At 71.3% G+C, this 20,239-nt stretch carries 18 protein-coding genes and 1 tRNA gene; 8 read left to right on the top strand and 11 right to left on the bottom strand.

The window, feature by feature from the left end:
• Positions 1–41: 41 nt before the first annotated feature.
• Positions 42–857, bottom strand: a complete 816-nt coding sequence (locus tag J5X86_RS02065; protein ID WP_208515097.1) for a hypothetical protein — start codon at positions 855–857, stop codon at positions 42–44.
• A 201-nt stretch (positions 858–1,058) separates the two neighbouring features.
• On the opposite strand from J5X86_RS02065, the gene J5X86_RS02070 reads away from it, so the two are divergent.
• Positions 1,059–1,562 carry an ATP-binding protein gene (locus tag J5X86_RS02070; RefSeq protein WP_014061889.1) on the top strand — a complete coding sequence of 168 codons (504 nt, stop codon included), beginning with the start codon at positions 1,059–1,061 and terminating at the stop codon, positions 1,560–1,562.
• Positions 1,563–1,662: 100 nt separating this feature from the next.
• On the opposite strand, the gene J5X86_RS02075 is transcribed toward J5X86_RS02070, so the two are convergent.
• Complete coding sequence (locus tag J5X86_RS02075) at positions 1,663–3,135, bottom strand: PLP-dependent aminotransferase family protein (RefSeq protein WP_208515098.1); 1,473 nt, start codon at positions 3,133–3,135, stop codon at positions 1,663–1,665.
• 47 nt (positions 3,136–3,182) lie between these two features.
• Here J5X86_RS02075 and J5X86_RS02080 point away from each other — a divergent pair, with 47 nt between their 5' ends.
• A complete protein-coding gene (locus J5X86_RS02080) occupies positions 3,183–3,701 on the top strand; it encodes a carboxymuconolactone decarboxylase family protein (protein ID WP_208515099.1) in 519 nt (172 codons plus the stop codon).
• Positions 3,702–3,769: 68 nt separating this feature from the next.
• On the opposite strand, the gene J5X86_RS02085 is transcribed toward J5X86_RS02080, so the two are convergent.
• Positions 3,770–5,266, bottom strand: coding sequence for an aminopeptidase P family protein (locus J5X86_RS02085; RefSeq protein ID WP_208515100.1), 1,497 nt, complete (start codon positions 5,264–5,266; stop codon positions 3,770–3,772).
• A gap of 102 nt (positions 5,267–5,368) precedes the next feature.
• Positions 5,369–6,997: a GAF domain-containing SpoIIE family protein phosphatase gene (locus J5X86_RS02090; RefSeq protein ID WP_208515101.1), complete on the bottom strand. Its 1,629-nt coding sequence runs from the start codon at positions 6,995–6,997 to the stop codon at positions 5,369–5,371.
• A 583-nt stretch (positions 6,998–7,580) separates the two neighbouring features.
• Between J5X86_RS02090 and J5X86_RS02095 the strand changes: the two genes are divergently transcribed.
• Complete coding sequence (locus J5X86_RS02095; RefSeq protein WP_208515102.1) at positions 7,581–8,255, top strand: bifunctional DNA primase/polymerase; 675 nt, start codon at positions 7,581–7,583, stop codon at positions 8,253–8,255.
• 569 nt (positions 8,256–8,824) lie between these two features.
• Here J5X86_RS02095 and J5X86_RS02100 read toward each other — a convergent pair.
• The 3 genes from J5X86_RS02100 to J5X86_RS02110 all read right to left on the bottom strand — a co-directional run bounded on the left by J5X86_RS02100 (position 8,825) and on the right by J5X86_RS02110 (position 11,614).
• A complete protein-coding gene (locus J5X86_RS02100) occupies positions 8,825–9,793 on the bottom strand; it encodes a DUF5926 family protein (protein ID WP_208515103.1) in 969 nt (322 codons plus the stop codon).
• Positions 9,794–9,950: 157 nt separating this feature from the next.
• On the bottom strand, positions 9,951–10,640 hold the full coding sequence (locus J5X86_RS02105) for an ATP-binding protein (RefSeq protein WP_308124421.1): 690 nt from the start codon (positions 10,638–10,640) through the stop codon (positions 9,951–9,953).
• A 140-nt stretch (positions 10,641–10,780) separates the two neighbouring features.
• Positions 10,781–11,614 (bottom strand): glycerophosphodiester phosphodiesterase, encoded by an 834-nt coding sequence (locus tag J5X86_RS02110; RefSeq protein WP_208515104.1) that lies wholly within the window; start codon positions 11,612–11,614, stop codon positions 10,781–10,783.
• A gap of 217 nt (positions 11,615–11,831) precedes the next feature.
• On the opposite strand from J5X86_RS02110, the gene J5X86_RS02115 reads away from it, so the two are divergent.
• Both J5X86_RS02115 and J5X86_RS02120 read left to right on the top strand, forming a co-directional pair.
• Positions 11,832–13,298, top strand: a complete 1,467-nt coding sequence (locus tag J5X86_RS02115) for a S1C family serine protease (protein ID WP_208515105.1) — start codon at positions 11,832–11,834, stop codon at positions 13,296–13,298.
• A gap of 39 nt (positions 13,299–13,337) precedes the next feature.
• Positions 13,338–13,424: transfer RNA gene (locus J5X86_RS02120), tRNA-Ser, on the top strand.
• A 203-nt stretch (positions 13,425–13,627) separates the two neighbouring features.
• Here J5X86_RS02120 and J5X86_RS02125 read toward each other — a convergent pair.
• Both J5X86_RS02125 and J5X86_RS02130 read right to left on the bottom strand, forming a co-directional pair.
• A complete protein-coding gene (locus tag J5X86_RS02125) occupies positions 13,628–14,167 on the bottom strand; it encodes a GNAT family N-acetyltransferase (protein WP_243979199.1) in 540 nt (179 codons plus the stop codon).
• 67 nt (positions 14,168–14,234) lie between these two features.
• Positions 14,235–14,552 carry a hypothetical protein gene (locus J5X86_RS02130; protein WP_308124422.1) on the bottom strand — a complete coding sequence of 106 codons (318 nt, stop codon included), beginning with the start codon at positions 14,550–14,552 and terminating at the stop codon, positions 14,235–14,237.
• Between the two features lie 401 nt (positions 14,553–14,953).
• On the opposite strand from J5X86_RS02130, the gene J5X86_RS02135 reads away from it, so the two are divergent.
• Together J5X86_RS02135 and J5X86_RS02140 are read left to right on the top strand one after the other, a co-directional pair.
• Positions 14,954–15,397: a hypothetical protein gene (locus J5X86_RS02135; protein WP_208515106.1), complete on the top strand. Its 444-nt coding sequence runs from the start codon at positions 14,954–14,956 to the stop codon at positions 15,395–15,397.
• Positions 15,398–15,944: 547 nt separating this feature from the next.
• Entirely contained in the window at positions 15,945–16,277 is a 333-nt protein-coding gene (locus J5X86_RS02140; RefSeq protein ID WP_228053110.1) for a helix-turn-helix domain-containing protein, read from the top strand.
• Positions 16,278–16,325: 48 nt separating this feature from the next.
• Here J5X86_RS02140 and J5X86_RS02145 read toward each other — a convergent pair whose 3' ends face one another.
• Together J5X86_RS02145 and J5X86_RS02150 are read right to left on the bottom strand one after the other, a co-directional pair.
• Positions 16,326–17,123: a hypothetical protein gene (locus tag J5X86_RS02145; RefSeq protein ID WP_208515107.1), complete on the bottom strand. Its 798-nt coding sequence runs from the start codon at positions 17,121–17,123 to the stop codon at positions 16,326–16,328.
• A 363-nt stretch (positions 17,124–17,486) separates the two neighbouring features.
• A complete protein-coding gene (locus tag J5X86_RS02150) occupies positions 17,487–18,500 on the bottom strand; it encodes a bifunctional DNA primase/polymerase (RefSeq protein ID WP_208515108.1) in 1,014 nt (337 codons plus the stop codon).
• 707 nt (positions 18,501–19,207) lie between these two features.
• On the opposite strand from J5X86_RS02150, the gene J5X86_RS02155 reads away from it, so the two are divergent.
• Positions 19,208–20,227, top strand: coding sequence for a bifunctional MaoC family dehydratase N-terminal/OB-fold nucleic acid binding domain-containing protein (locus J5X86_RS02155; protein WP_243979201.1), 1,020 nt, complete (start codon positions 19,208–19,210; stop codon positions 20,225–20,227).
• The last annotated feature ends 12 nt before the right edge of the window (positions 20,228–20,239 follow it).

The raw sequence follows: 20,239 nt of genomic DNA on the forward strand, positions 1-20,239 counted from the left end.
CGCGGCCACCCTCCGGTCCCGCTGGAGGAGCGTCGCGTCGGTCAGGCCGCGAGGTCGCAAGCCGGCGGTCCCCGCCTGATCACGCTGTGCTGGAGGGCGAGGGCCGTCGTCCCGCCCTCGTCCCGCTCGGCCGTGCGCGGACGGCACGGCCCGCCGTAAGGCGCCCCCGAAGGGGTAAGGAGTACCCGTACGAGCTTCAGGGCGGCGCGCAGCGCCCGTACGAGCGCGGCCTCCGCGACCCCGCGCGCCCCGTCCACCGACAGCCGTACCGCCCGCCATACGGCCATCTCGCCCCGGCGCAGCAGCCAGCCGATGGTGAGCGCGGCGAGCAGATGGCCCAGGGTCATGGGCAGCGACGGCAGCAGGCCCGCCATTCCGGCCGCCTGCTCCGCCGGGGCGGCGGACGACGGCATGGCGTGCGGGCTGTGCGCGGCGGACGGGTCGATGCCCGCGTGCGCGACGATCCGATGCGCCGTGGCGGCGTCGAGCCGTCCGGGGCCCGACGCGCACAGCAGCCTGGCGGCCAGGCCGATGACGTGGCCCTGGGCGGCGTCGGCCCGCTGGGCGGCCTCCTCGGCGGCCGTCGCCCGGTGCTGCCCGAGCGCGAAGAGCGCGTGCAGCGCGAGCTGCCCGATGGCCAGCAGGGCCGCGATCCCGGGCAGCGACCGCTCCCGCCCGGCCAGCGTCAGCGCCACCGTGAACATCGCCGCGCAGCCCACGCCCACCGTCCACAGCGGCACGGTCGCGCAGGAGGCCAGCACATGCCCCGCCGCGGACAGCACGACACAGACCGCGGTGAAGACCGCGGCCCGCAGCATTCGCAGATCGGCGCCGGCACGGGCGACAGGGGAAGCCATGGCGGCGACATCATCCCACTGGGCGGGCGCGTTCCCTACGGCGGGTGGGGCGTACCGGCGCACACCAGGACAGGCCCATACACCGGTTCGCGCATCGAGCGCGTCCGCCGAATGAGCGGAGTCACGTTGATAAGACGCTTACGGACCATGGACCCAGGCAATACGTAACGGTATGTCGAGCCGCGGCCGGGAGGCTGGAGCATGAGCATCTGGTGGTCACTCCATTTGCCCCGCGAGGCGGCGAGCGTTCCGCTCGCACGACGACTGCTCCTCGGCACCATGGAGACGGCCGGAGTCGATCCGGAGATCTCCTACGATCTGTCGGTCGCCCTCTCCGAGGCGTGTGCGAACGCGGTGGAGCACGGGGGCCGCGACGGCACGGGCGGGGATTACCGAGTCACGGCCTATATCGACGGCGACACCTGCCGTATCGAGGTCACCGACTCCGGCCCCGGCTTCGCCGGACGCGGTGCCGTCCGCCGCGAGGGCCGCACCCGGAACGAGCGGCGTCCGGCGGGCGCGCCGAGACCACAGCAGCCGCGCAGTCCGGCTCCGCCCCAGGCGGAGCACGGGCGGGGGCTTTTTCTCATCGAGGCTCTCACCGACCATGTCCGCTACCGGGACCGTCCGGGGCGCGGTGGGGTGGTGGTGAGCTTCGACAAGATCCTCAAGTGGCGTGAAGGAGCGCTGCTGAGGGCGTCGTAACCGCGTCGCAGCCCTTCAAGGAACTCAGGGACCTCACGGACCTCGGGAACCCCAGAAGGCCCAGGAAAGCTCAGGGCGTCAGGTGGCCGTCTGTTCGGTCTTACTCGGGCTGTTCGGGCGGCAGGGCGCGGCACAGCGCGTCCAGCGCTCCCGCGAAGGAGTGCTCGGGCGGGGTCGCGTAGCCCACCACGAGCCCGTCGGGGTGGGGTGTGGTGGCGTCCGGGTGGCGGTAGCCGCCGAGGCCGTCGAGTGCCAGCCCCTGCCAGGCGGCGGCGCGCAGGGCGGACCGCTCGGTGCCGGGCGGCAGTTCCAGCACCGCGTGCAGACCGGCCGCGATCCCCGAGACGCGGACATGGGGCGCGCGTTCGGCGAGGGTGGCGACGAGCTGGTCGCGCCGGCGGCGGTAGCGCTGGCGCATACGGCGCACATGGCCGTCGTAGCCGCCCGATTCGATGAAGTCCGCGAGGGTCAGCTGGTCGATGACGCCGGTCCAGCCCTCGCGCTCCCCCTTGGCGGCCAGCACGCGGTCGACCAGCTGGTCCGGCAGGACCATCCAGCCCAGCCGCAGGGCCGGGGAGAGGCTTTTGCTGACCGAGCCGAGGTAGAGCACCCGGTCGGGGTCGAGGCCCTGGACGGCGCCCACCGGACGTCGGTCGTAGCGGAACTCCCCGTCGTAGTCGTCCTCCAGGACCAGACCGCCGCTCTCCCGCGCCCAGGCGACGGCCGCGGCCCGCCGCTCGGGGTGCAGTGGACCGCCGGTGGGGAACTGGTGGGCGGGGGTGAGCAGGGCCGCCCGTAGGCCGTCGAGGGCGGCCAGTCCATCGGTAAGGGCGCCATCGGCGTCCAGCGGAAGCGGGATCGTACGGATCCCGGCGGAGCTCAGAAGCGAGCGGTGGAACGCCAGGCCGTAGGACTCGACGGCCATCCGGGGACGCAGCAGCCGGGTGCCGCTCAGCAGCCGCAGGGCGTGCGCGAAGCCCGAGCAGACGACGATCCGGCCGGGGTCGGTGCGGACGCCGCGGGCGCGGGCGAGGTAGTCGGCCAGGGCGCGGCGCAGCTCTGGGCGGCCGCGCGGATCACCGGGGCCGAACGCCTCATGCGGCGCGGCGGTCAGCGCGCGGCGGGCCGAGGCGAGCCAGGCGGTGCGGGGGAAGGCGGCGGCGTCCGGCTGGCCCTGCAGCAGGTTGTGCACCGGCCGCGGGGCGGGCCGGGGCGTGCGATGGCCCCCGGTCGCCCCGGTCGGCCGCCCGCCGAGCCCCCGCCCGGCCGTGCGCCGCCGGGGCGTGGGCGGTGCGGGGCGGGGCGCCACTCGGGTCCCGGAGCCCTGGCGGGCGGTGAGCCAGCCCTCGGCGACCAGCTCGGCATAGGCATCGGCGACCGTGTTCCGGGCGATGCCCAGGTCGGCGGCGAGCGAACGGTAAGGCGGCAGCCGGGTGTCCGGGGCGAGCCGGCCGTCGCGGATGGCCTCGCGCAGCGCGGCCATCAGGGCGGTCCTGCGGCTGCCCGCGCGGGTGAGCTCCAGATGGAGGTCACTGCCGAGGATCTCCGCCGAATTGACCCATGAATCCGCCATGGAAATGCACCCTACAGAGGGTCGCTTAGCGGCCTAATTTCATTCCCATGACGACTACGACAGCGACAGCGGCGACGGCGGAGACGACGACCACAACGGCGACGGCGACGGTGGCGCGGCAGACCGGCCGGGTCGACTTCGCGAAGGCCGCCCCCAAGGCGTTCAAGGCGCTGATCAGCCTGGACGCGGCCGCCCGCGAGGGCCTGGACCCGGCCCTGGTGGAGCTGGTGCAGATCCGCTCCTCCCAGCTCAACAACTGCGCCTACTGCCTCCATATGCACACCGCCGACGCCCATAAGGCGGGCGAGAGCAACGAGCGCATCGCCCTGGTGGGGGTCTGGGAGGAGGCCGGTAAGGGCGGGTTCTTCACCGAGAAGGAGCAGGCCGCCCTGGCGCTCACCGAGGCGGTCACGCTGCTGCCGGGCGGTGTCCCGGACGAGGTCTACGAGCGGGCCGCCCGGCACTTCGAGGAGCGGGAGCTGGCCCAGCTCATCGCCCTCATCTTCACGATCAACTCCTGGAACCGGATCGCGGTGACCACCCGCAAGGTGCCGGGGCAGGGCTGAGAACGGACTGTGGGGAGCGGCGCCGCCGCTCCCCACAGGACCACGTGATCACACGATGAGCCGCCGCCTCACGCGGTGAGGCGGGCCATCCACGCCTCGACGTCGTCGGCGGTCCGCGGCAGCGCGGCCGACAGCACGCGGTTGCCGTCCTCCGTCACCAGGATGTCGTCCTCGATGCGGACGCCGATGCCCCGGTACTCCTCGGGCACGGTCAGATCGTCGGGCTGGAAGTACAGCCCCGGCTCGACCGTCAGGCACATGCCGGGCTCCAGGGTGCCGTCCACATAGGTCTCGGTGCGGGCCACGGCACAGTCGTGGACGTCCATGCCGAGCATGTGGCCGGTGCCGTGCAGCGTCCAGCGGCGCTGCAGCCCCAGCTCCAGCACCCGCTCCACCGGGCCCTCGACAAGGCCCCACTCGACGAGCCTGGTGGCCAGCACGTGCTGGGCGGCGTCGTGGAAGTCGCGGTACTTCGCACCCGGCCGGACCGCGGCGATGCCCGCCTCCTGCGCCTCGTACACCGCCTCGTAGATCTTGCGCTGCAGCGGGCTGTAGGTGCCGTTCACCGGCAGAGTGCGGGTCACATCGGCGGTGTAGAGGGTGGTGGTCTCCACGCCCGCGTCCAGGAGGAGCAGATCGCCGGAGCGGACCGGGCCGTCGTTGCGCACCCAGTGCAGCGTGGTGGCGTGCGGGCCCGCGGCGCAGATGCTGCCGTAGCCGACGTCGTTGCCCTCGACCCGGGCGCGAAGGAAGAACGTTCCTTCGATATAGCGCTCGGAGGTCGCCTGCGCCTTGTCCAGAACCTTGACGACGTCCTCGAAGCCGCGGGCCGTCGAGTCGACGGCCGCCTGCAGCTGCCCGATCTCGAACTCGTCCTTGACCAGGCGCTGCTCGCTGAGGAAGACCCGCAGCTCCTCGTCGCGCTCACCGGTGACCTTGTCGGTCAGCGCGGCCTCCAGAGCGGCGTCGTGACCGCGCACGATACGGACCGGCCCGGCCGCGGCCCTGAGCTCGTCGGCCAGCTCGCGGACGTCCTTGGCGGCCAGGCCCAGCCGCTTCTCGGCCTCCGTAAGGCTGAGCCGGCGGCCCACCCACAGCTCGCCCTGGCCGTCCAGCCAGAACTCGCCGTTCTCCCGGTTGGAGCGCGGCAGCAGGTACAGCGTCGCGGTGTGGCCGCCGCCCGCCTCGGGCTCCAGCACCAGCACACCGTCCTCGGTCTGGTCGCCGGTGAGGTACGCGTACTCGGTCGAGGCGCGGAAGCCGTAGTCCGTGTCGTTGGAGCGGGTGCGGAGATTGCCCGCGGGGATGACCAGGCGGTCGCCCGGGAAGCGCGCGGAGAGCGCGGCGCGGCGGCGGGCGGTGTGCGGAGCCTGTTCGACGGGCTCCAGGTCGTGCAGCTCGGTGTCCGCCCAACCGGACTGCATGTTCGCCGCAAGCTCGTCGGAAACGCCTGGGTAGAGGCCGTTCTTCCGCTGCTTGATGGGCTCCTCGCCTTCCGGGTTCTCCGGGGCTTCGGGAGTGGGCTCCTCGGTCACGTCTTCCTCCTCGAACTGGACCCCACCCATCGTATGTGCGGGGGCGCGGCGGCAGGGAGGGCCCGAAGCGCGGGGCGACCACGGCTCCAGCGGGTGCCGTGGTCCCCCTCGAGCCTCAGTCGAACTCGAGCCTCAGTCGAAGTGGGCCACGAGCAGGACGAGGTCCTCGGTGCCGTCCTCCGAGGGCCGCCCCACGGGGGCCGCCGGGCCGTCGGGGAGGACCGTACGGAGCACATGGTCGGCGAAGGCGTCCGGATCGCCCCGGACGCCCTTGGGAGCGCTCGCCGCGGCCGTGTGCAGCCGGGTGAAGGCCCGGTCCATCGGCTCACCGGTGCGGTGGAGCAGCCCGTCGCTGTAGAAGAGGAGGGTCTCTCCGGACGACGGTTCGATCTCGACGCTGGGCGCCTCCCAGCACGAGAGCATCCCCAGCGGTGCGGACAGGGTGGTCTCCACGAACTCGGTGCGCCGCTCCCCGGTGAGCAGCGGCGGGCAGTGCCCGGCCCCGGCCAGCACCACCTTGCGCGTCCCGGGCTCGCAATAGGCGAAGAGGGCGGTCGCGGAGCGGGCGGGCTCGGTGAGCCGCAGCAGCAGCTCCAGATCGGACAGGACGGCGACCGGGTCCTCGCCCTCCATCACCGCGTACGCCCGCAGCGAGGCCCGCAGCCGCCCCATCGCGACCACGGCGCTCGGCCCGGAACCGGTGACTCCGCCCACCGAGAGCCCGAGCGCCCCGTCCGGCAGCGGCAGCGCGTCGTACCAGTCCCCGCCGCCGTGCGGACCTGGGTGGTGGCGAACGGCCAGACGCACCCCGGGGACCCGGGGCAGCCGGGTGGGCAGCAGCTCCTCCTGGACGGTCGCGACGGCGGCGCGGGCGCGGGAGAGCTCGATCAGCCGGGCGATGTGCGCGGCGGCGTACTGGCAGTACAGGCCCACGAGATGACGCTGGCGCTCCCCGGGCTCCGCGGGCTCGTCGTAGAGCCAGGCGGCTCCGCCGAGCCGCCCGGAGGGGCCGTCGGCGCCCATGGCGGCGGCGATACCTGGCGGGGCGGCGGCGGCCGGTACGGCATCGCGCCCGTGGCCGGTGTCAGGAGCGCTCGCCGTGCCGGGGGCGCCGGGGGCCGGGCGGTCGCCCGCGCCCGCCGGGGAGCCGGTGCCGGACCCGTCCGTGTCGGGGGCGGGCGAGGGGATGACGGTGAGGCCGGGCGCGGTACAGGGGGTGGTCCGGAACGGGTCCAGCGGCACCGCGTAGCTCGCGGCGAAGCCGAGCCGTGCGGCCACCTCGCGGTGGCGCGGGTCGAGGTCGGCTTCCCCGGCGATATCGGGGTGGGTCACATCGGCACACCGCTCACCACCCGGCTCGGGCAGCCCGTCGAGGAGATGACCGGCGGAGGCGGAGCCGCGCGGGATGGTCTCGATCTGGCCGAGATCGGCGTGGCCGAGGCCGAGCCCCACGGTGGTCACCGGGCCGAATCCATCGGCCGGTTCGAGCGCCACCAGCCCGCGCCGGGCGCCGACCAGGGCCGCGCCCGCGCGCAGCAGTTCACGCAGCGCCTCGTCGAGCGTCCCGGTCCTGACCAGCCGCTCGGTGAGCTCATGAAGGGTGGTGAGATCCGAGACCCAGCTCGCGAGCCGGTCCTGGACAGCGGAGTTGGTATCGGTCAGGGGCGAGGGAACGGGGACCGGGACGGGGTCCGCAGTCTGCGTGGGCGAGGGGAGGGAAGGATCGATTCCAGCCACTTTCGGCGCGTGGGGCGAGTTCATGGCCCGCTGCCTTCACCCGCCGGGTCCGGCTCGCTCAATAGCATCGCAAACCCCCTGTCGTGCTGCGCCGCTACTGTGCCGCTACTGTCTCCAGATGTACACGGAGCGGAGATGCGATGTCCAGCATCGTCCCGGTGGTCTTGTTGGTGTCTGGGGGGAATTGAACTTGGCTGAAAAAAAGTCGTTAGGCTGTCCCTTCGAGGTCGACTGACGTCAGTTCGACAGCGCGTCGTCTCCATCGCGGCGGGTACACATTCGGAGATGGGGCAGGGGCAGTTCGGATCGCCCCGGAACCCCGCGGCCGGTCCAGGCGTCATAGACCACAACGGCCGCGCCCATCCCCGAGTGGCGAGGAACGCACCAACCGGACGGCAAGCGCCATGCGCGCGCCACCCCTCGCCACGTTCCACGCTCGGCCCGCGGCATGATGCGCTGCCTTGTACGCGCAGTGACTTGTGATCCACCTGCTGTGACGGGCCGAACGATGCCGTACAGCGCCACGTAGTGCCAAGTGAAGTGCCATCTGAAGTGCGATGTAGTGCGACGGACAGCCCTCGGCGTTAACGGAAAGGAACGAGCGCTCATGCGCGAGATCCTCGGAAGGCGACGCAAGTTCTCGCTGCGGCGCGGCGCGCGATCGCCGCTGCTGCGTGCGGCGCTCACCTGCGCCACCGAGTGGCAGTGGCCCGTGGTCCCGGGCGTCGGACTCCGGTCCGGCGGCGGACGGCCCCGGGTATGCGGCTGCCCTGACCCGGAATGTGCGGTTCCGGGTGGTCATCCGTTCGACCCTGTTCTCCTTGCCGCCACCACCGACCCGCGCATGGTGCGCTGGTGGTGGGGCAACCGGCCCACCGCGCCCCTGCTGCTGGCCACCGGCGGCCTCGCGCCCTGCGCGGTGAGCCTGCCGGCGGTCGCCGCAGCGCGGGCGCTGGCGGTCTTCGACCGGGCGGGGGTGCGGCTCGGCCCGGTGGTCGCCACACCCACCCGCTGGTCGCTGCTGGTGGAGCCGTATTCCCTCGAAGACCTCGGCGAGCTGCTGAACCAGCAGGACTGGGTGCCCAGCTCGCTGCGGTTCCACGGCGAGGGCGGCTATGTGGTGCTGCCGCCGTCGCAGACGGGCCTCGGGCGGGTGCGCTGGGAGCGGCCGCCGCTGCGCCGCTCCGGGCGGCCCTGGCTGCCTCAGGTGGCCACGGTGGTGAACGCCTTGGTCGAGGCGAGCACCAGCGCGCCCGACGGAGGCAGCCGGCTCGCCTATTGAGGGCGGGCCCCGGGTGCGGGGGTTCGGGGGCCGCTGAGCGCGAGGCTCAGGGGCAGGGGTGTGTGGGGCTCGGAGGCCGGGGCGGTGTTTGCCCGGGCTCCGAGCCCGCTCTTTTCCGGCGGTGGTACAGCGCTCTCAGGGCAGGATGCCGAAATTCAGGGCGCTGGGGTTCCGGGCTCCGAGGTCAGGGCTCCGCGCTTCGGTTTTCGGGCTCAGGCGCTGGGCTCACCCTTCGGGCTCAGGCTCCGAACTCACGCTTCGGACTCGGACTCGGGCTCCGGGCTCCGGGAGCAACTCCCGTGGCGCCGAAGGCAATTGGTCCGTACCTTCTCCCGGCTGCCTCGTGCCGCCCCGCCCGTCTCTCGCGCCGGCGTCCGGACGCGGACATGGAAGCGCCCGGTCGCTGGCGACGGGGGATGCACCAGCGACCGGGCTTTTAGAACCGTAACAAGAGATCGGCCGATAGCAAATTCGATCGCGGATTTCCGGACGCCTATTTGCAGGGCGTAACGGTGAGTTGTGAGCAGCGTCACGTCACCCGGTGGCGCCCTCCGGCCGTCCGGCGACCGTCAGCTCAGCGTCACCTGACGGTTGGTGAGACCGCCCCGGGCGCGCCGCTGCTCGGGCGTCAGCGGGGCGTCGGAGGCGAGCGCCTCCGCGAGCCGCTCGGCGAGGTCCACGGCCGGCTTCTCGGTGTCCTCGGCGCTCATCCCACGGGGCAGATCCCACACCGGCACCGTGAGCCCATGCGCCCGGAACGAGCCCACCAGCCGGGTGTTGTCGCCGAGCGAGGAGGCACCCGCGGCGTGCAGCCGCGCGAGCGCGTCGAGCAGCTTCTCCTCGGGGTGGGACATCACCCAGCGCAGGTGGTTCTTCTCCGGCGTCTCGCACCAGTAGGCCGCCTCCACGCCGGTGAGCCGGGCGGTGGGGATCGCGGCCGCGTTGGCCCGTTCCAGGGACGCGGCGACCTCTCCGGTCGCGTTCGCGGCGTCGTCGACCCAGAACTCGAACCCCTCGTGCAGGGTCGGCGAGAAAGTGCCCTTCGGGTCGAGCAGATCCTGCAGCCGCGGACCGTCGCCCGGCGCCCGCTCGGCGGCCACCGGAGTGCCCGGATCGGCGGTCAGCGCCCGGCGCAGGGTGTCGGCCAGGTCGCGGCTGATGTCCCCGGTGGGCGTGTCGTTCTGCAGACCGAGCAGCACGGCGCCGCTGTCTCGGCGCAGCGCGGGCCACGCCATGGGCAGCACGGTCGCCAGGGTGACCGACGGAACCCCCTCGGGCAGCCCGTCGGCGAGGGCCAGCTCGACGGTCGCGGCGGGCACCAGCTCGCGCAGGGCCACCCAGTCGCATTCGTTGGGGAGCCCCTCGAAGGGGCGCTGCACCAGCTCGGTGGCGGCGTGTGCGGCTTCCCTGCCGTGACAGGCCTTGTAGCGACGGCCCGAACCGCACGGGCAAGGCTCCCGCGCGCCCACCACAGGGATCTCGCCGTTCGCGACCTGTGGGCCTGTGGCCTTCGTCTGGGGGCGGCGCTTCTTGGCCATGGTGAGGCTGTCTCCCGATCTGCGGCTCAGGGCTTGCTCGTACGCCCGTGACGGTCTGCGTACGGCCGTGGCAGTGCTCTCTTACGGCGCGTACGACTGGTACGGGCGCGAGCCTAGCCCTTTGGCCGAACCGCGTCGGCTCCATGAGCCGCGTCGGCTACGCGAGCTCGTCCAGATCGGCGAAGTCCAGCTCGCGATCGAAATCGGGGTCGATGTTCGCCTCGACGTTCGGGCCCAGGTTCGCGTCGAGGTCAGCCTCGAGGTTCGCCCCGAGACTCGGCCCCAGGTTCGCGTCGAGATTGGCGTCGAGCCGCGCGTCGAGATTCGCGTCGAGGCTCGGACGCAGCCCGGAAGCCAGCTCTGTCCCCAGGTCGGGGGAGAGATCCGAGGGAAGCACGACACGACGGGCGAAATCGTCGTCAGGCGGAAGAAGGGCCCATACGGTGACCTCGCCGACTCCGTCCCGCACGCCCCATTCCTCGGCCAGCGACATGATGATGTTCAGCCCGCGACCGCCGCGTGCGGTCACCGAGGGATTGGCCGGAAGTGGCCTTGTGGGTCCTCCGCCGTCCGTCACCTCGACCGTCAGCCGGTCGTGCTCGTCGACGCTCCATGCAGCCCGGACCGTGCCGCCACCATGGCCGGAACGCCAAGGGCGGCCATGTCGCCATGCATTGCTGAGCAGTTCCGAAAGGATCAATACAGCGTCGTCTATGACCGAATCCGATACCCCAGTCCTGCCCAAATCGACACGCATCCGCTGTCTTGCCGCGCGGACACCCGCAGGACCATGGGGTACGGCCATGGTCGACGACGTCGGCACCTGCCGTGCCACCACCAACGCCACCCCCGAGACCTCCTTCGCCCCACGCCACGGGATGAATGCCCCGCGGTGCTGGAGCGGAAACCGGCCAAGTGGCATCGCGTGACGCACTCGTCACGATTGAATACGTACCGAACGCGCCGGTGCACGCCTTGTAATGCCCATTATGAGCGTCCGAGTTGGGACAGTACCTGTTTGGGGCGATTGGTGATCAGTGCGTCGACGCCGAGGCGGACGCACAGGTCGACGTCCTCCGGTTCGTCGACGGTCCACACGTGCACTCGGTGCCCCTCACGCTGCAGTCGCGCCACATAGCCGGGATGGTTCCGCACGATCCGGATGCTCGGCCCCGCGATCCGCACCCCGGCCGGCAGCTGCCCGTCCCGGTGGCGCGGCAGTATGAATTGCATCAGGTAGACGGTCGGGATGGCGGGGGCCCCGCTGCGGATCCGGTGCAGTGAGCGCGCTGAGAAGCTCATCACACGGACGGGTGAACGTTCGCCGGGCGGCGGCGCGTCCAGGCCGTAGCGGCACAGCAGCGTGAGCAATCGCTCCTCCACCTGGCCCGCCCACCGGGTGGGGTGCTTGGTTTCGATCGCCAGTTCGATGCGGCGTCCCGCGTCGGCGATGAGCGCCAGGAGCCGTTCCAGGGTGAGGACGGAAGTGCTGTCCCGGCTGTCGCGGTCCGGCTCCTCTTTGTCGGTGGCCCGGCCCTTCCAGGAGCCGAAGTCCAGGGCCGCCAGATCGGACAGCTCCAGCGCCGAGACCGCGCCCCGGCCGTTGGAGGTGCGGTCGACGCGGCGGTCGTGGACGCAGACGAGATGGCCGTCGGCGGTCAGCCGGACATCGCACTCCAGGGCGTCGGCGCCCTCCTCGATTGCCTTACGGTAGGCGGCCAGGGTGTGCTCCGGGGCATCCTCGGAGGCCCCGCGGTGGGCGACGACGGAGACGGTGGGCGGCCCGGGGTGGCCGTCCCGGGCAGGGCGCGCATAGGTCACCGCGTTATGGTGCCACCGCCCGGCGATAGCCGGTGGACACGGCCCCTCCGTACGTTCGCACGGAATGGCGGTGGGTCGAATTGTCCGGGATAAAGGGTGGTAGTCCGCAGGACCGCCGCTCCTTACGGCCGTCTGACGCGCTGTGGGAAAAGCTGATGACGGTAAGACGTACACGTGGGCCGTCGAGGAAATCTGTCGTGCACCTGAGGAGATTGCTGTGAGCACCGAGAACGAGGGCTCTGCCGTTCCGCCCGCGCCCGGGCCGCATCCGGCCCCTCCGGCGCCGCACCCGAACCCGGCCGTGCCACCCGCGCCGGACTATGAGCCCACCGCGGGGCGGCCGACCGCACCCGACGCGCCAATAGGCCAGTCCGACGCGGCAGGGCCGCCGGGAGCGCCCGGCGCCTCGGGCCCCGGCGCGGACGCCGGCCAGTCCAGCACGTGGTGGTCGGCCGACGGCGGACAGCAGCCCGGCGGCCCGGGCGAAGGACAGGGTGGGCAGGGCGGCCCGGGCGGACCGTGGGGGACCGCTCCCGTGCCGCCCTCCGGCCCCTCCGAGCGCAAGCCCCGCGGGCTGGTCGCCGCCATGCTGGCCGCCGTACTGGTCGCGGGCGCCATCGGCGGCGGTATCGGCTTCTGGGCCGCCGACCAGGAGAGCGACGGCAGCGACACCACCACGGTCTCCGCCTACGGCAACCCCAAGACGGAGAGTCGCGCGCCCGGCTCGGTGTCGAGCATCGCCAACAAGACCCTGCCCAGCGTCGTCACCATCGAGGCCCAGGGCAACAACGGTGAGAGCGGCACCGGCACCGGCTTCGTCTACGACAAGCAGGGCCACATCCTCACCAACAACCACGTCGTCGCCTCGGCCGCCGACAACGGCAAGCTGACCGCCACCTTCTCCAACGGCAAGCGGTACACCGCCGAGGTCGTCGGCCGCGCCCAGGGCTACGACGTCGCCGTGGTCAAGCTCAAGAACGCCGCGGGCGCCAAGCTCGACCCGCTCCCGCTCGGCAACTCCGACCGGGTCGCCGTGGGCGACGCCACCGTCGCCATCGGCGCCCCCTTCGGCCTCTCCGGCACCGTCACCACCGGCATCGTGAGCGCCAAGAAGCGCCCGGTCGCCTCCAGCGACGGAGGCGGCGGCAACGCCTCGTACATGAGCGCCCTGCAGACCGACGCCTCCATCAACCCGGGCAACTCCGGCGGCCCGCTGCTCAACGCGGACGGCGGCGTCATCGGCATCAACTCCGCCATCCAGTCCGCCGGCAACGGCAGCGGCCTCGGCGAGTCCCAGCAGTCCGGCAGCATCGGCCTCGGCTTCGCGATCCCGATCAACCAGGCCAAGAACGTCGCCGAGCAGCTGATCAAGACCGGCCAGCCCATCTACCCGGTGATCGAGGCCACGGTCAGCACCAAGGACTCCGCCAACGGCGCCACCATCGCCTCCAACGGCACCGGCGGCAGCCCCGCCGTCGTCCCCGGCGGCCCGGCAGACAAGGCGGGCCTCAAGTCCGGCGACGTGATCACCAAGCTGGACGACATGGCCATCGACAGCGGCCCGACCCTCATCAGCGAGATCTGGACCCACCAGCCGGGCGACAAGGTCACTCTCACCTACAAGCGCGGCGGCAAGGTGTCGAAGGCGGACGTCACCTTGGGGAAGCGCAAGGGTGACAGCTGACACGCTAGGCTGATCCCCGCGCCACCGCGAGTGGCGCGGGGAGGCTTGCCCGAGCGGCCTAAGGGAACGGTCTTGAAAACCGTCGTGGCAGCGATGTCACCGAGGGTTCAAATCCCTCAGCCTCCGCGCAGGTCAGCGAACTAGCTGGTCAGAAGGGGTGCCCCTGGTTCAGGGGCACCCCTTCTGCGTGTCCGCCGCCTCGCCTTGACCTGCCGGGCTCCCACCGTTGACCAGGGCGTGTGGGCCAGGCGTGGGCCAGATCGCCCAGGGAATCTGGCTGCTTCTGGACCGGCCGGGCCCCCAAGTCCTGTCCATGGGCATGGAACCGATCAGCACTCTCGGAGTTGCCCGACTGAAGTACTTCGTGCCGTAGTCAACAGGCCCGCTCGTATTCGATCTGGTTGAGGGGGTTGCCGTCGCCGTAGTCGGAGGCGCGCGGCGCCGGACTCGGTGAAGCCGCACTTGGTGTAGAAGCGGCGGGACTGTGGGGTGTCGCGCAACGTCCACAGGTGTACCCGAGCGAACCCGTCGTCGTGCAGGTGGCGCAGCGTTTCGGTCATCAGCGCTGCGGCGACGCCGCTGCCCCAGCCGTCGGGGTGACAGTAGAAGCTGAAGATCTCTGCGAGACCTGGCCGAGTCGGGGACGGGAGTAGGGAGGACAGCGCCATGGGGCGGCCGTCCAGCTCGGCGAGGAGGATCGTCCTTGTCCCCTCTGCGATCCGCTCATGCCACCTTGTACGCCTGCTCTGGACGGCATGCGCTGCGAACTCCGGCTGGAAGAAGGGGGCATGAGACGCCTGCCAGGCTGCGGCGTGTATCTCGCCGAGCGCGTCGCCGTCGTGCGGGCGGGCACAACGAATCTCGATCATCCGATCACCCTAGGGGCGCCCCAGTTCAGGAGGGCGCGCCTTCCGGACACGGGTGTGCCCCTCAACTTCACATCGGGTCGGGCTCTTCGTCGGCCGTGTTCAACGACAGCTCAATCTGTTCGTTTGAGCGTTGCTGGTTACGGTGGATCACTTTGGCGTAGAACCGGAACAGGACGGCGATGCTGTGCCCGGCCCGCCGGGCGACCTCGGCGGGAGCCACGCCCGATTCGAGCCAGAGGGAGACGCCAGCCGCCCTGGCCGAGTACGGCCTCTCGGCCAACGGAGTCTTGGCCTCTTCCTCTGACAGCACCACGGGGCGCGCAGCCTGCCAGATCTCGCCGTACTCCTTGGAAAGGACGTGACTGCCCCGGTGAGCCCGGAACAAGCGGCCGTCCTCGGCCGTCCGTACGTCTCTATGTGTTCTCGCAGCATGCGCACCAGCACGGGAGGGATGGGCACCGCGCGGGGGGTCAGCGGGCAGCTGGGCGGCGCGGTGCTCGGTCAGCTCGGCGTAGGACGCGCGGCGCGGACACGTGGCCGTCGCGGGACCGCGCGGTGGCTTTTGAGGCGGGCTGATTCGGCACTTGACCGCGTGTCGCCGCTTGTAGTCGATCTTGTCGAACGTCGGCGGCCGTCGGCCGCGGGAGCCGAGCTGCTACCGGGTGCGGACGCGGTCCGCGGGGATGTGAACGATAGAATGATCATGGTCTTGCGTACCAGAGCGTGACCTATAGCACCACACAACAGGGGGACATTCACATGAAGAGTTCCATACGCACCGCCACCATGGGCACGACCGTCGCGGCGGTCACCCTGGCCGGTCTCGCCATGGCTCCCGCCGCGCACGCGGGCAACACCACGTGTTCTGCTGACAGCACCACAAGCAGCTACTTCGGGGACTGCAACCGCGATGCCGACGACGGGGACGCCGGTGGGGTATCGGGAGACGCGGGCGTTGTCCGGCACAACGCCTCTGGCGTGGAAGCCAGCGCGTACTTCAGCGCCAAAAGCGAGTGGTTCTACGGCTACAACCAGGACATGGACCGCAAGATGCGTTTCCGGCTGTACTGGAAGGACAGCTCCGGGAGGATGCACACCGCGGTTGACCAGTACCTCGGTGCCGGCGTGAACGAGGACTGGCACGTTTCGCTGCCTGAAGGCGTCAAGGTCGGCATCGATGTCAGCAGTTCCAGCACGGGGCGTGCGGCCTTGAACAGCCTTCGCGCGTAAGGACATTGGGCGGGGCTGACTACCGCGAGCCCAGCGTGGTCGAGTGTGGGGGCATCACCTCACGCATCACAGGGCCGCGGCCACGCGGTAGGAGAGGTCCGCCGTCCGTCGCAGGGTGATCGTGCTGGTCGCAGCGCTCAACGAGCACCGTGACCAGCACTTTCGCAACGCCCTGGTCGATCGCTCGAGGCTGAGCGCGAGACGGCCCTGGGGCGTGGACTTGAACCAGGCCGCCGCGCCGGGGTGGACCTCGGGGTCGTAGACCGTGGGATCTGCGGTCGAGGGTTGGGGTAGGCGGCGTTTGTGTCAGTCATTGTTGGCCAGCCTGAAGCGTTCTTGCTCGGCGGTCAGCTTTCCGCTCCGAGGGCAGATCTGGCCGAAAAGCTATGGGTGGGGTGTTGGTGCAGGTCAGGGCGGGGGATTGGGCAAGTGGGGGTGGTCTGGCTGGCGGGGATCGGGGAAGTGGGCTTTTAGTTGTAGCTAAAGGTGGGATCCTGTCGCCGAGGGGTGTGAAGCCCAACGGTCGGCACCATGCGCTGGGAGAGTGATGAGTGTGCCGTGGAAAGGCAAGGGTTCGAAGGGGGAGGCCGCGGACTGTGCGGGGGCCCGGCTGGCACGTCAGGCCACCGTGGAGGTCGCGGGGTTGCTGGGGAAGCGCGACATGAGCCGCGCCGACCTCGCCCGGCTCATGGATGTCAGCCCGGGACGGGTGAGCCAGATACTTTCCGGAGACGAGAATCTGACGCTGCGGAGTCTCGCTGCCGTGGCCGAGGCCCTGGATCTGGACATCAAGATCAGTTTTGTGGAGCCCAAGGAGGACGGGGCTCGTCGGACGCGTGGGCTGGGCGATGGGTCCGATGCCTTTGTCTACGCTCCTTGAGCGTGTCGGTGTGCGTCCCTGACGGGTGTTGTGGTGTGCGGCGTCGCGTCAGGGGTGCGGGGTGCCCGTCGTGGCCATGGGGCGCGCGGCCAGCGCCTCGTCCCGGAGCCGCGTGAGCTCGCGGTCGCCACTCCGCTTGCCGGTGCGGTAGCCGAACTCCAGCATGCGCGCGCACGCGTCCATGGCCATCGCCAGGGCCTGACGGCGGTCCTCCGCCTCCTCCCGGGTCGGGGTGTGCAGCTCCGGCGGGAACTCCTGGACCTCCCGCTGCCGGCACCTCGCCTCGATATCGGCCTCGACCTTGGTCGCGTCGTCCAGGAGTTGGTCCACCTCCTCGTACAAGGTGTTGATCGTCGTCCTGTCCTTGGTCGCGGCGGCGCAGCCGCGCAGGTGGCGGCGGGCCTCGAAGGCGAACATGCGCAGCTGGGCCACGTTCTCGAAGTCGCGGACCAGCCGGTGGCAGTGGATGTACATGTCGTGGACCAGCCGCCGCTCCAGCTCGCTCAGCAGCACCGCGATGCCCAGCGTGATCACGGCCACGAAGGGCGGTGTGGACTGCTGGTTCTGCTGCTGACGGACGCGAGGCGCCAGGGCCCCGCCCGCGGCGGCAGCGGCCACGGCGGGGGGCACATCGGCGGCGTGCGGCAGCAGCAGGGCGATGGTGAGCAGGGCCGCCGCGCAGGTGCAGGCGATGATGCCGCAGCACAGCGCCGCGGACCTTACGGTTCCCAGCAGGCGGCCTTTGTCGGAGAAGCGGTGGACCAGCGAGATCCAGGTGACCAGTGCGCAGACGCCAATGGGTAACGCGAAGTCCGCGAACCACCCCTGTGCGTAGAGCTCGTGCAATGCTCCCCCTGCTCGCGCCTTGGTACCGGTGCGCCGGAGGCGGTCGGACGGTCACCGGTCGGCCGGTCAGCGGTCACCGGTCGCCGATCACTGGTCACGGGGAGAGCGGGAATCCGTTCACGGTCCGCCTCGGGGCGGAAGCACCGGCGAACGGGCCTGGTTCCTGCGCCGCCTGGTCACCGCGCCATGCGGTCCCTGCGCCTTTCGGTTCCTGTACGGAGCGCCTCGTCGCATGGTCACGATAGTGCTCCTCGTTCACGTAACGCACGGCTCACCGTCCGTATACCGCTGGATCGCGCCGCCTCTGGCGTCCTGCCGTACGGCTGCCGCCACTGCTCTGTTCATCCGGCCCGGGCGTATGCGTCAGGCCCACGCGTCCGGGGGCTGGAGGTGGCGGGCGGCGCTGCGGGCCGCGGAGGCGACGGTGGCGCGGGCCTCGCGGGGGGCCAGGCCGGTGTCGAGCGCGGCCTCGATCAGGGCGGGGGCCAACTCCGGCCCGGCGCCCGTCTCGTAGGCGCGGCAGGCGGCCCAGAACAGGCGGTCGTTGCGCTGGCCCTCCCGTGAGGCGCGGACGAACCGTACGAGCCCCTCCAGGGCGGCGGGATGCGGCCCGGGGGACGGCGGGCCGGGGCGGTATGAGCGGTGCGGGGCCGGGCGCGGGGGTGTGAGCAGGCGCAGCAGGGCGGCCGGGGCGGGCGCCGGGGCCCAGGCGGGGGAGCCCGGCGCGAGGCGGTAGCTGCCGTGCGAGCCGTATGAGCCGGGGCCGACCAGATAACCGTCCAGCCCGCGGATGTCGATGCCGGGGGCCAGACGTCCGGCGGAGTTGGGTACGGCGAGGCCGGGTGGGCCGCACAACCAGAGATGGCGGCCGCCGCTCGGGGTGAGCACGGTGACCGTAGGGGGGATGGCGAAGGCATGCTCGCGGGCCAGCCGGGCGAGGGCGGCCAGACCGTCCGCGGCCAGACCGTCCGTGCTGTCCGTGCCGTCCTTACGGTTTGCACAGGGCTTTCTGGTTCTGGTCCGACCGTCCGTGGCGCCCGCTCCCCCGGGTCCTCGGGGTCTTCCTGGCCTTCCGCCCTTGAGGTCGAGGTCGAGGCCGATGAGGTGGTACGGGGCGCGTCCGCAGGCGATGCCGTAGCCGGTGGCCCAGGGGGCGGCGGCGAACAGGGCGCGGATCGCCTCGGGGTCCGCCGACGCGTCATGGACTCCGTGGCCCAGCCGGCCGCATTCGCCGCGGCATGGCAGAGGCGCGGGGTCGTGGTGGTGAGGGGAGCGCACGGCGGGCAGTTTCGCGCGGGTCAGCGGGATCACGCGGAAGCCGTGGGCCGCGGCGGTCAGGGCGTGGGCAAGAACATGGGCGAGTGCGGGATTCGCCATGTGACCCATTTTCGGACAAGTGTTCGGTAATGGGAAGAGGGCCCGGCAAGTCGCCGAGGATGGCCGAAACTATGCGGAACCGGTTCCCTCGTAAGGCCCACCCTGCGGCGGGGCGGGGTGGCGCGCCCCGTACCGCCGTACCGCCGCACCCGGCGCATCGGCGCGGTGAGGGGAGCGGGGGTGTGTCGGGCGTTTAAAACAGGTTCATCATGCTTGCGTGGTAATTCCCATGGCCCGTGCGCATCGTCCGGGAATCGGTGGGCAACTCTGCTTCCGCGACACTTCCCGAGCGTCGGAGGATCGGAGGAATCGAGATGGTGGGCACAAGGACGGGCTCCGGGCGCACCTTCGCCGCACCGCCGTTCTCCGCGTCCAGGGCGGGGCGCGGCTCCTGGGATCTGCCCCGATCACACGGGGGCAGGTCGCCGCCATCGCGGGCGCCCGCAAGGGAACGCAGGGGTAACGCAGGGGTGGGGCAATGTCCGATCGATCTGAGTGAGCTGTGGTGATTCATTGAGCGAAACGGGACGGGTGAGGTCGTGCGGTCGCGCGGTGGCGTATCGACGCCATCGCGCGATCGTGCGTGGTGGGCCTGGGGGCGGGTGGCGGGTGGCGGGTGGCGGCGTGCTTCAGCATTCTTGACGGCGTCCACTTATCTGACGGATAGTCAGGTTGCTTTCTACGGCAGACATGCGGCAGGGGCAGCGATGACGCGCGATGAGCTGCACGACCTGGATGACCTGGATGACCTGGATGACCTGAATGAGCTCGGTGAGCTGCACGGACGGCTGAGAGCGTACGAGGGGCGAACGGCCGCGAGCGGCGGCGCGGGCAGGGACCCGGTCAACGAGCCCATGATCAGGCACTGGTGCGAGGCGATGGGCGACGCCAACCCCGCCTATCCGGGTATCGCTCCGCCGACCATGCTGCAGGCGTGGACGATGGGCGGGCTGGCCGGGCACCCCGACGGTTCGGCCCGCTCCGAGGCGTACGACGAGCTGCTGGCGTTGCTCGACGACGCGGGCTGCACCTCGGTGGTCGCCACCGACTGCGAGCAGGAGTACGTGCGGTCGCTGCGCCCCGGCGACGAGATCACCTTCGACGCGGTCATCGAGTCGGTGTCGCCGCGCAAGACCACCAAGCTGGGCACCGGATACTTCGTCACGACCCGGATGAACGTCCGTACCGGGGACGGGGAGCTGGCCGGCACCCACCGCTTCCGCATCCTCAAGTACGCACCCGCGCGGTCGAAGGCGGAGCCGAAACGGGAGCCGGAGCGGGAGCCGGAGCCGAGACGGCAGCGGGAGTCGGAGCGGGCGGCCGACCGCCCCCGTCGCCCTCGCCCCGTCATCAACCGCGACAACGCGGGCTTCTGGGAGGGCGTCGCCCGGCATCGGCTGCTCATCCAGCGCTGCCTGGACTGCGCCGTCCCGCGCTTCCCCTGGCTGCCGGGGTGTGGGGCGTGCGGTTCCCAACGTTGGGAGGCGGTCGAGGCGTCCGGCGCGGGCACCGTGTTCAGCTATGTGGTCATGCACCATCCGCCCTTCCCTGCCTTCGACCCGCCCTACGCGGTCGGCCTGGTCGAGCTCGCGGAGGGGGTGCGGATGGTCAGCGGCATTACCGGGGTGCCGTACGACAAGGTGCGCATCGGCATGCCCGTCGAGCTGGAGTTCCTGCGCGTGGACGAGGAGCTGGAACTGCCCGTTTTCCGGGGCGCCGAGGCATGAGGGACGGACGAG

It is taken from the genome of Streptomyces sp. NEAU-YJ-81 (assembly GCF_017592595.1).
Classification (GTDB): domain Bacteria; phylum Actinomycetota; class Actinomycetes; order Streptomycetales; family Streptomycetaceae; genus Streptomyces; species Streptomyces hygroscopicus_B.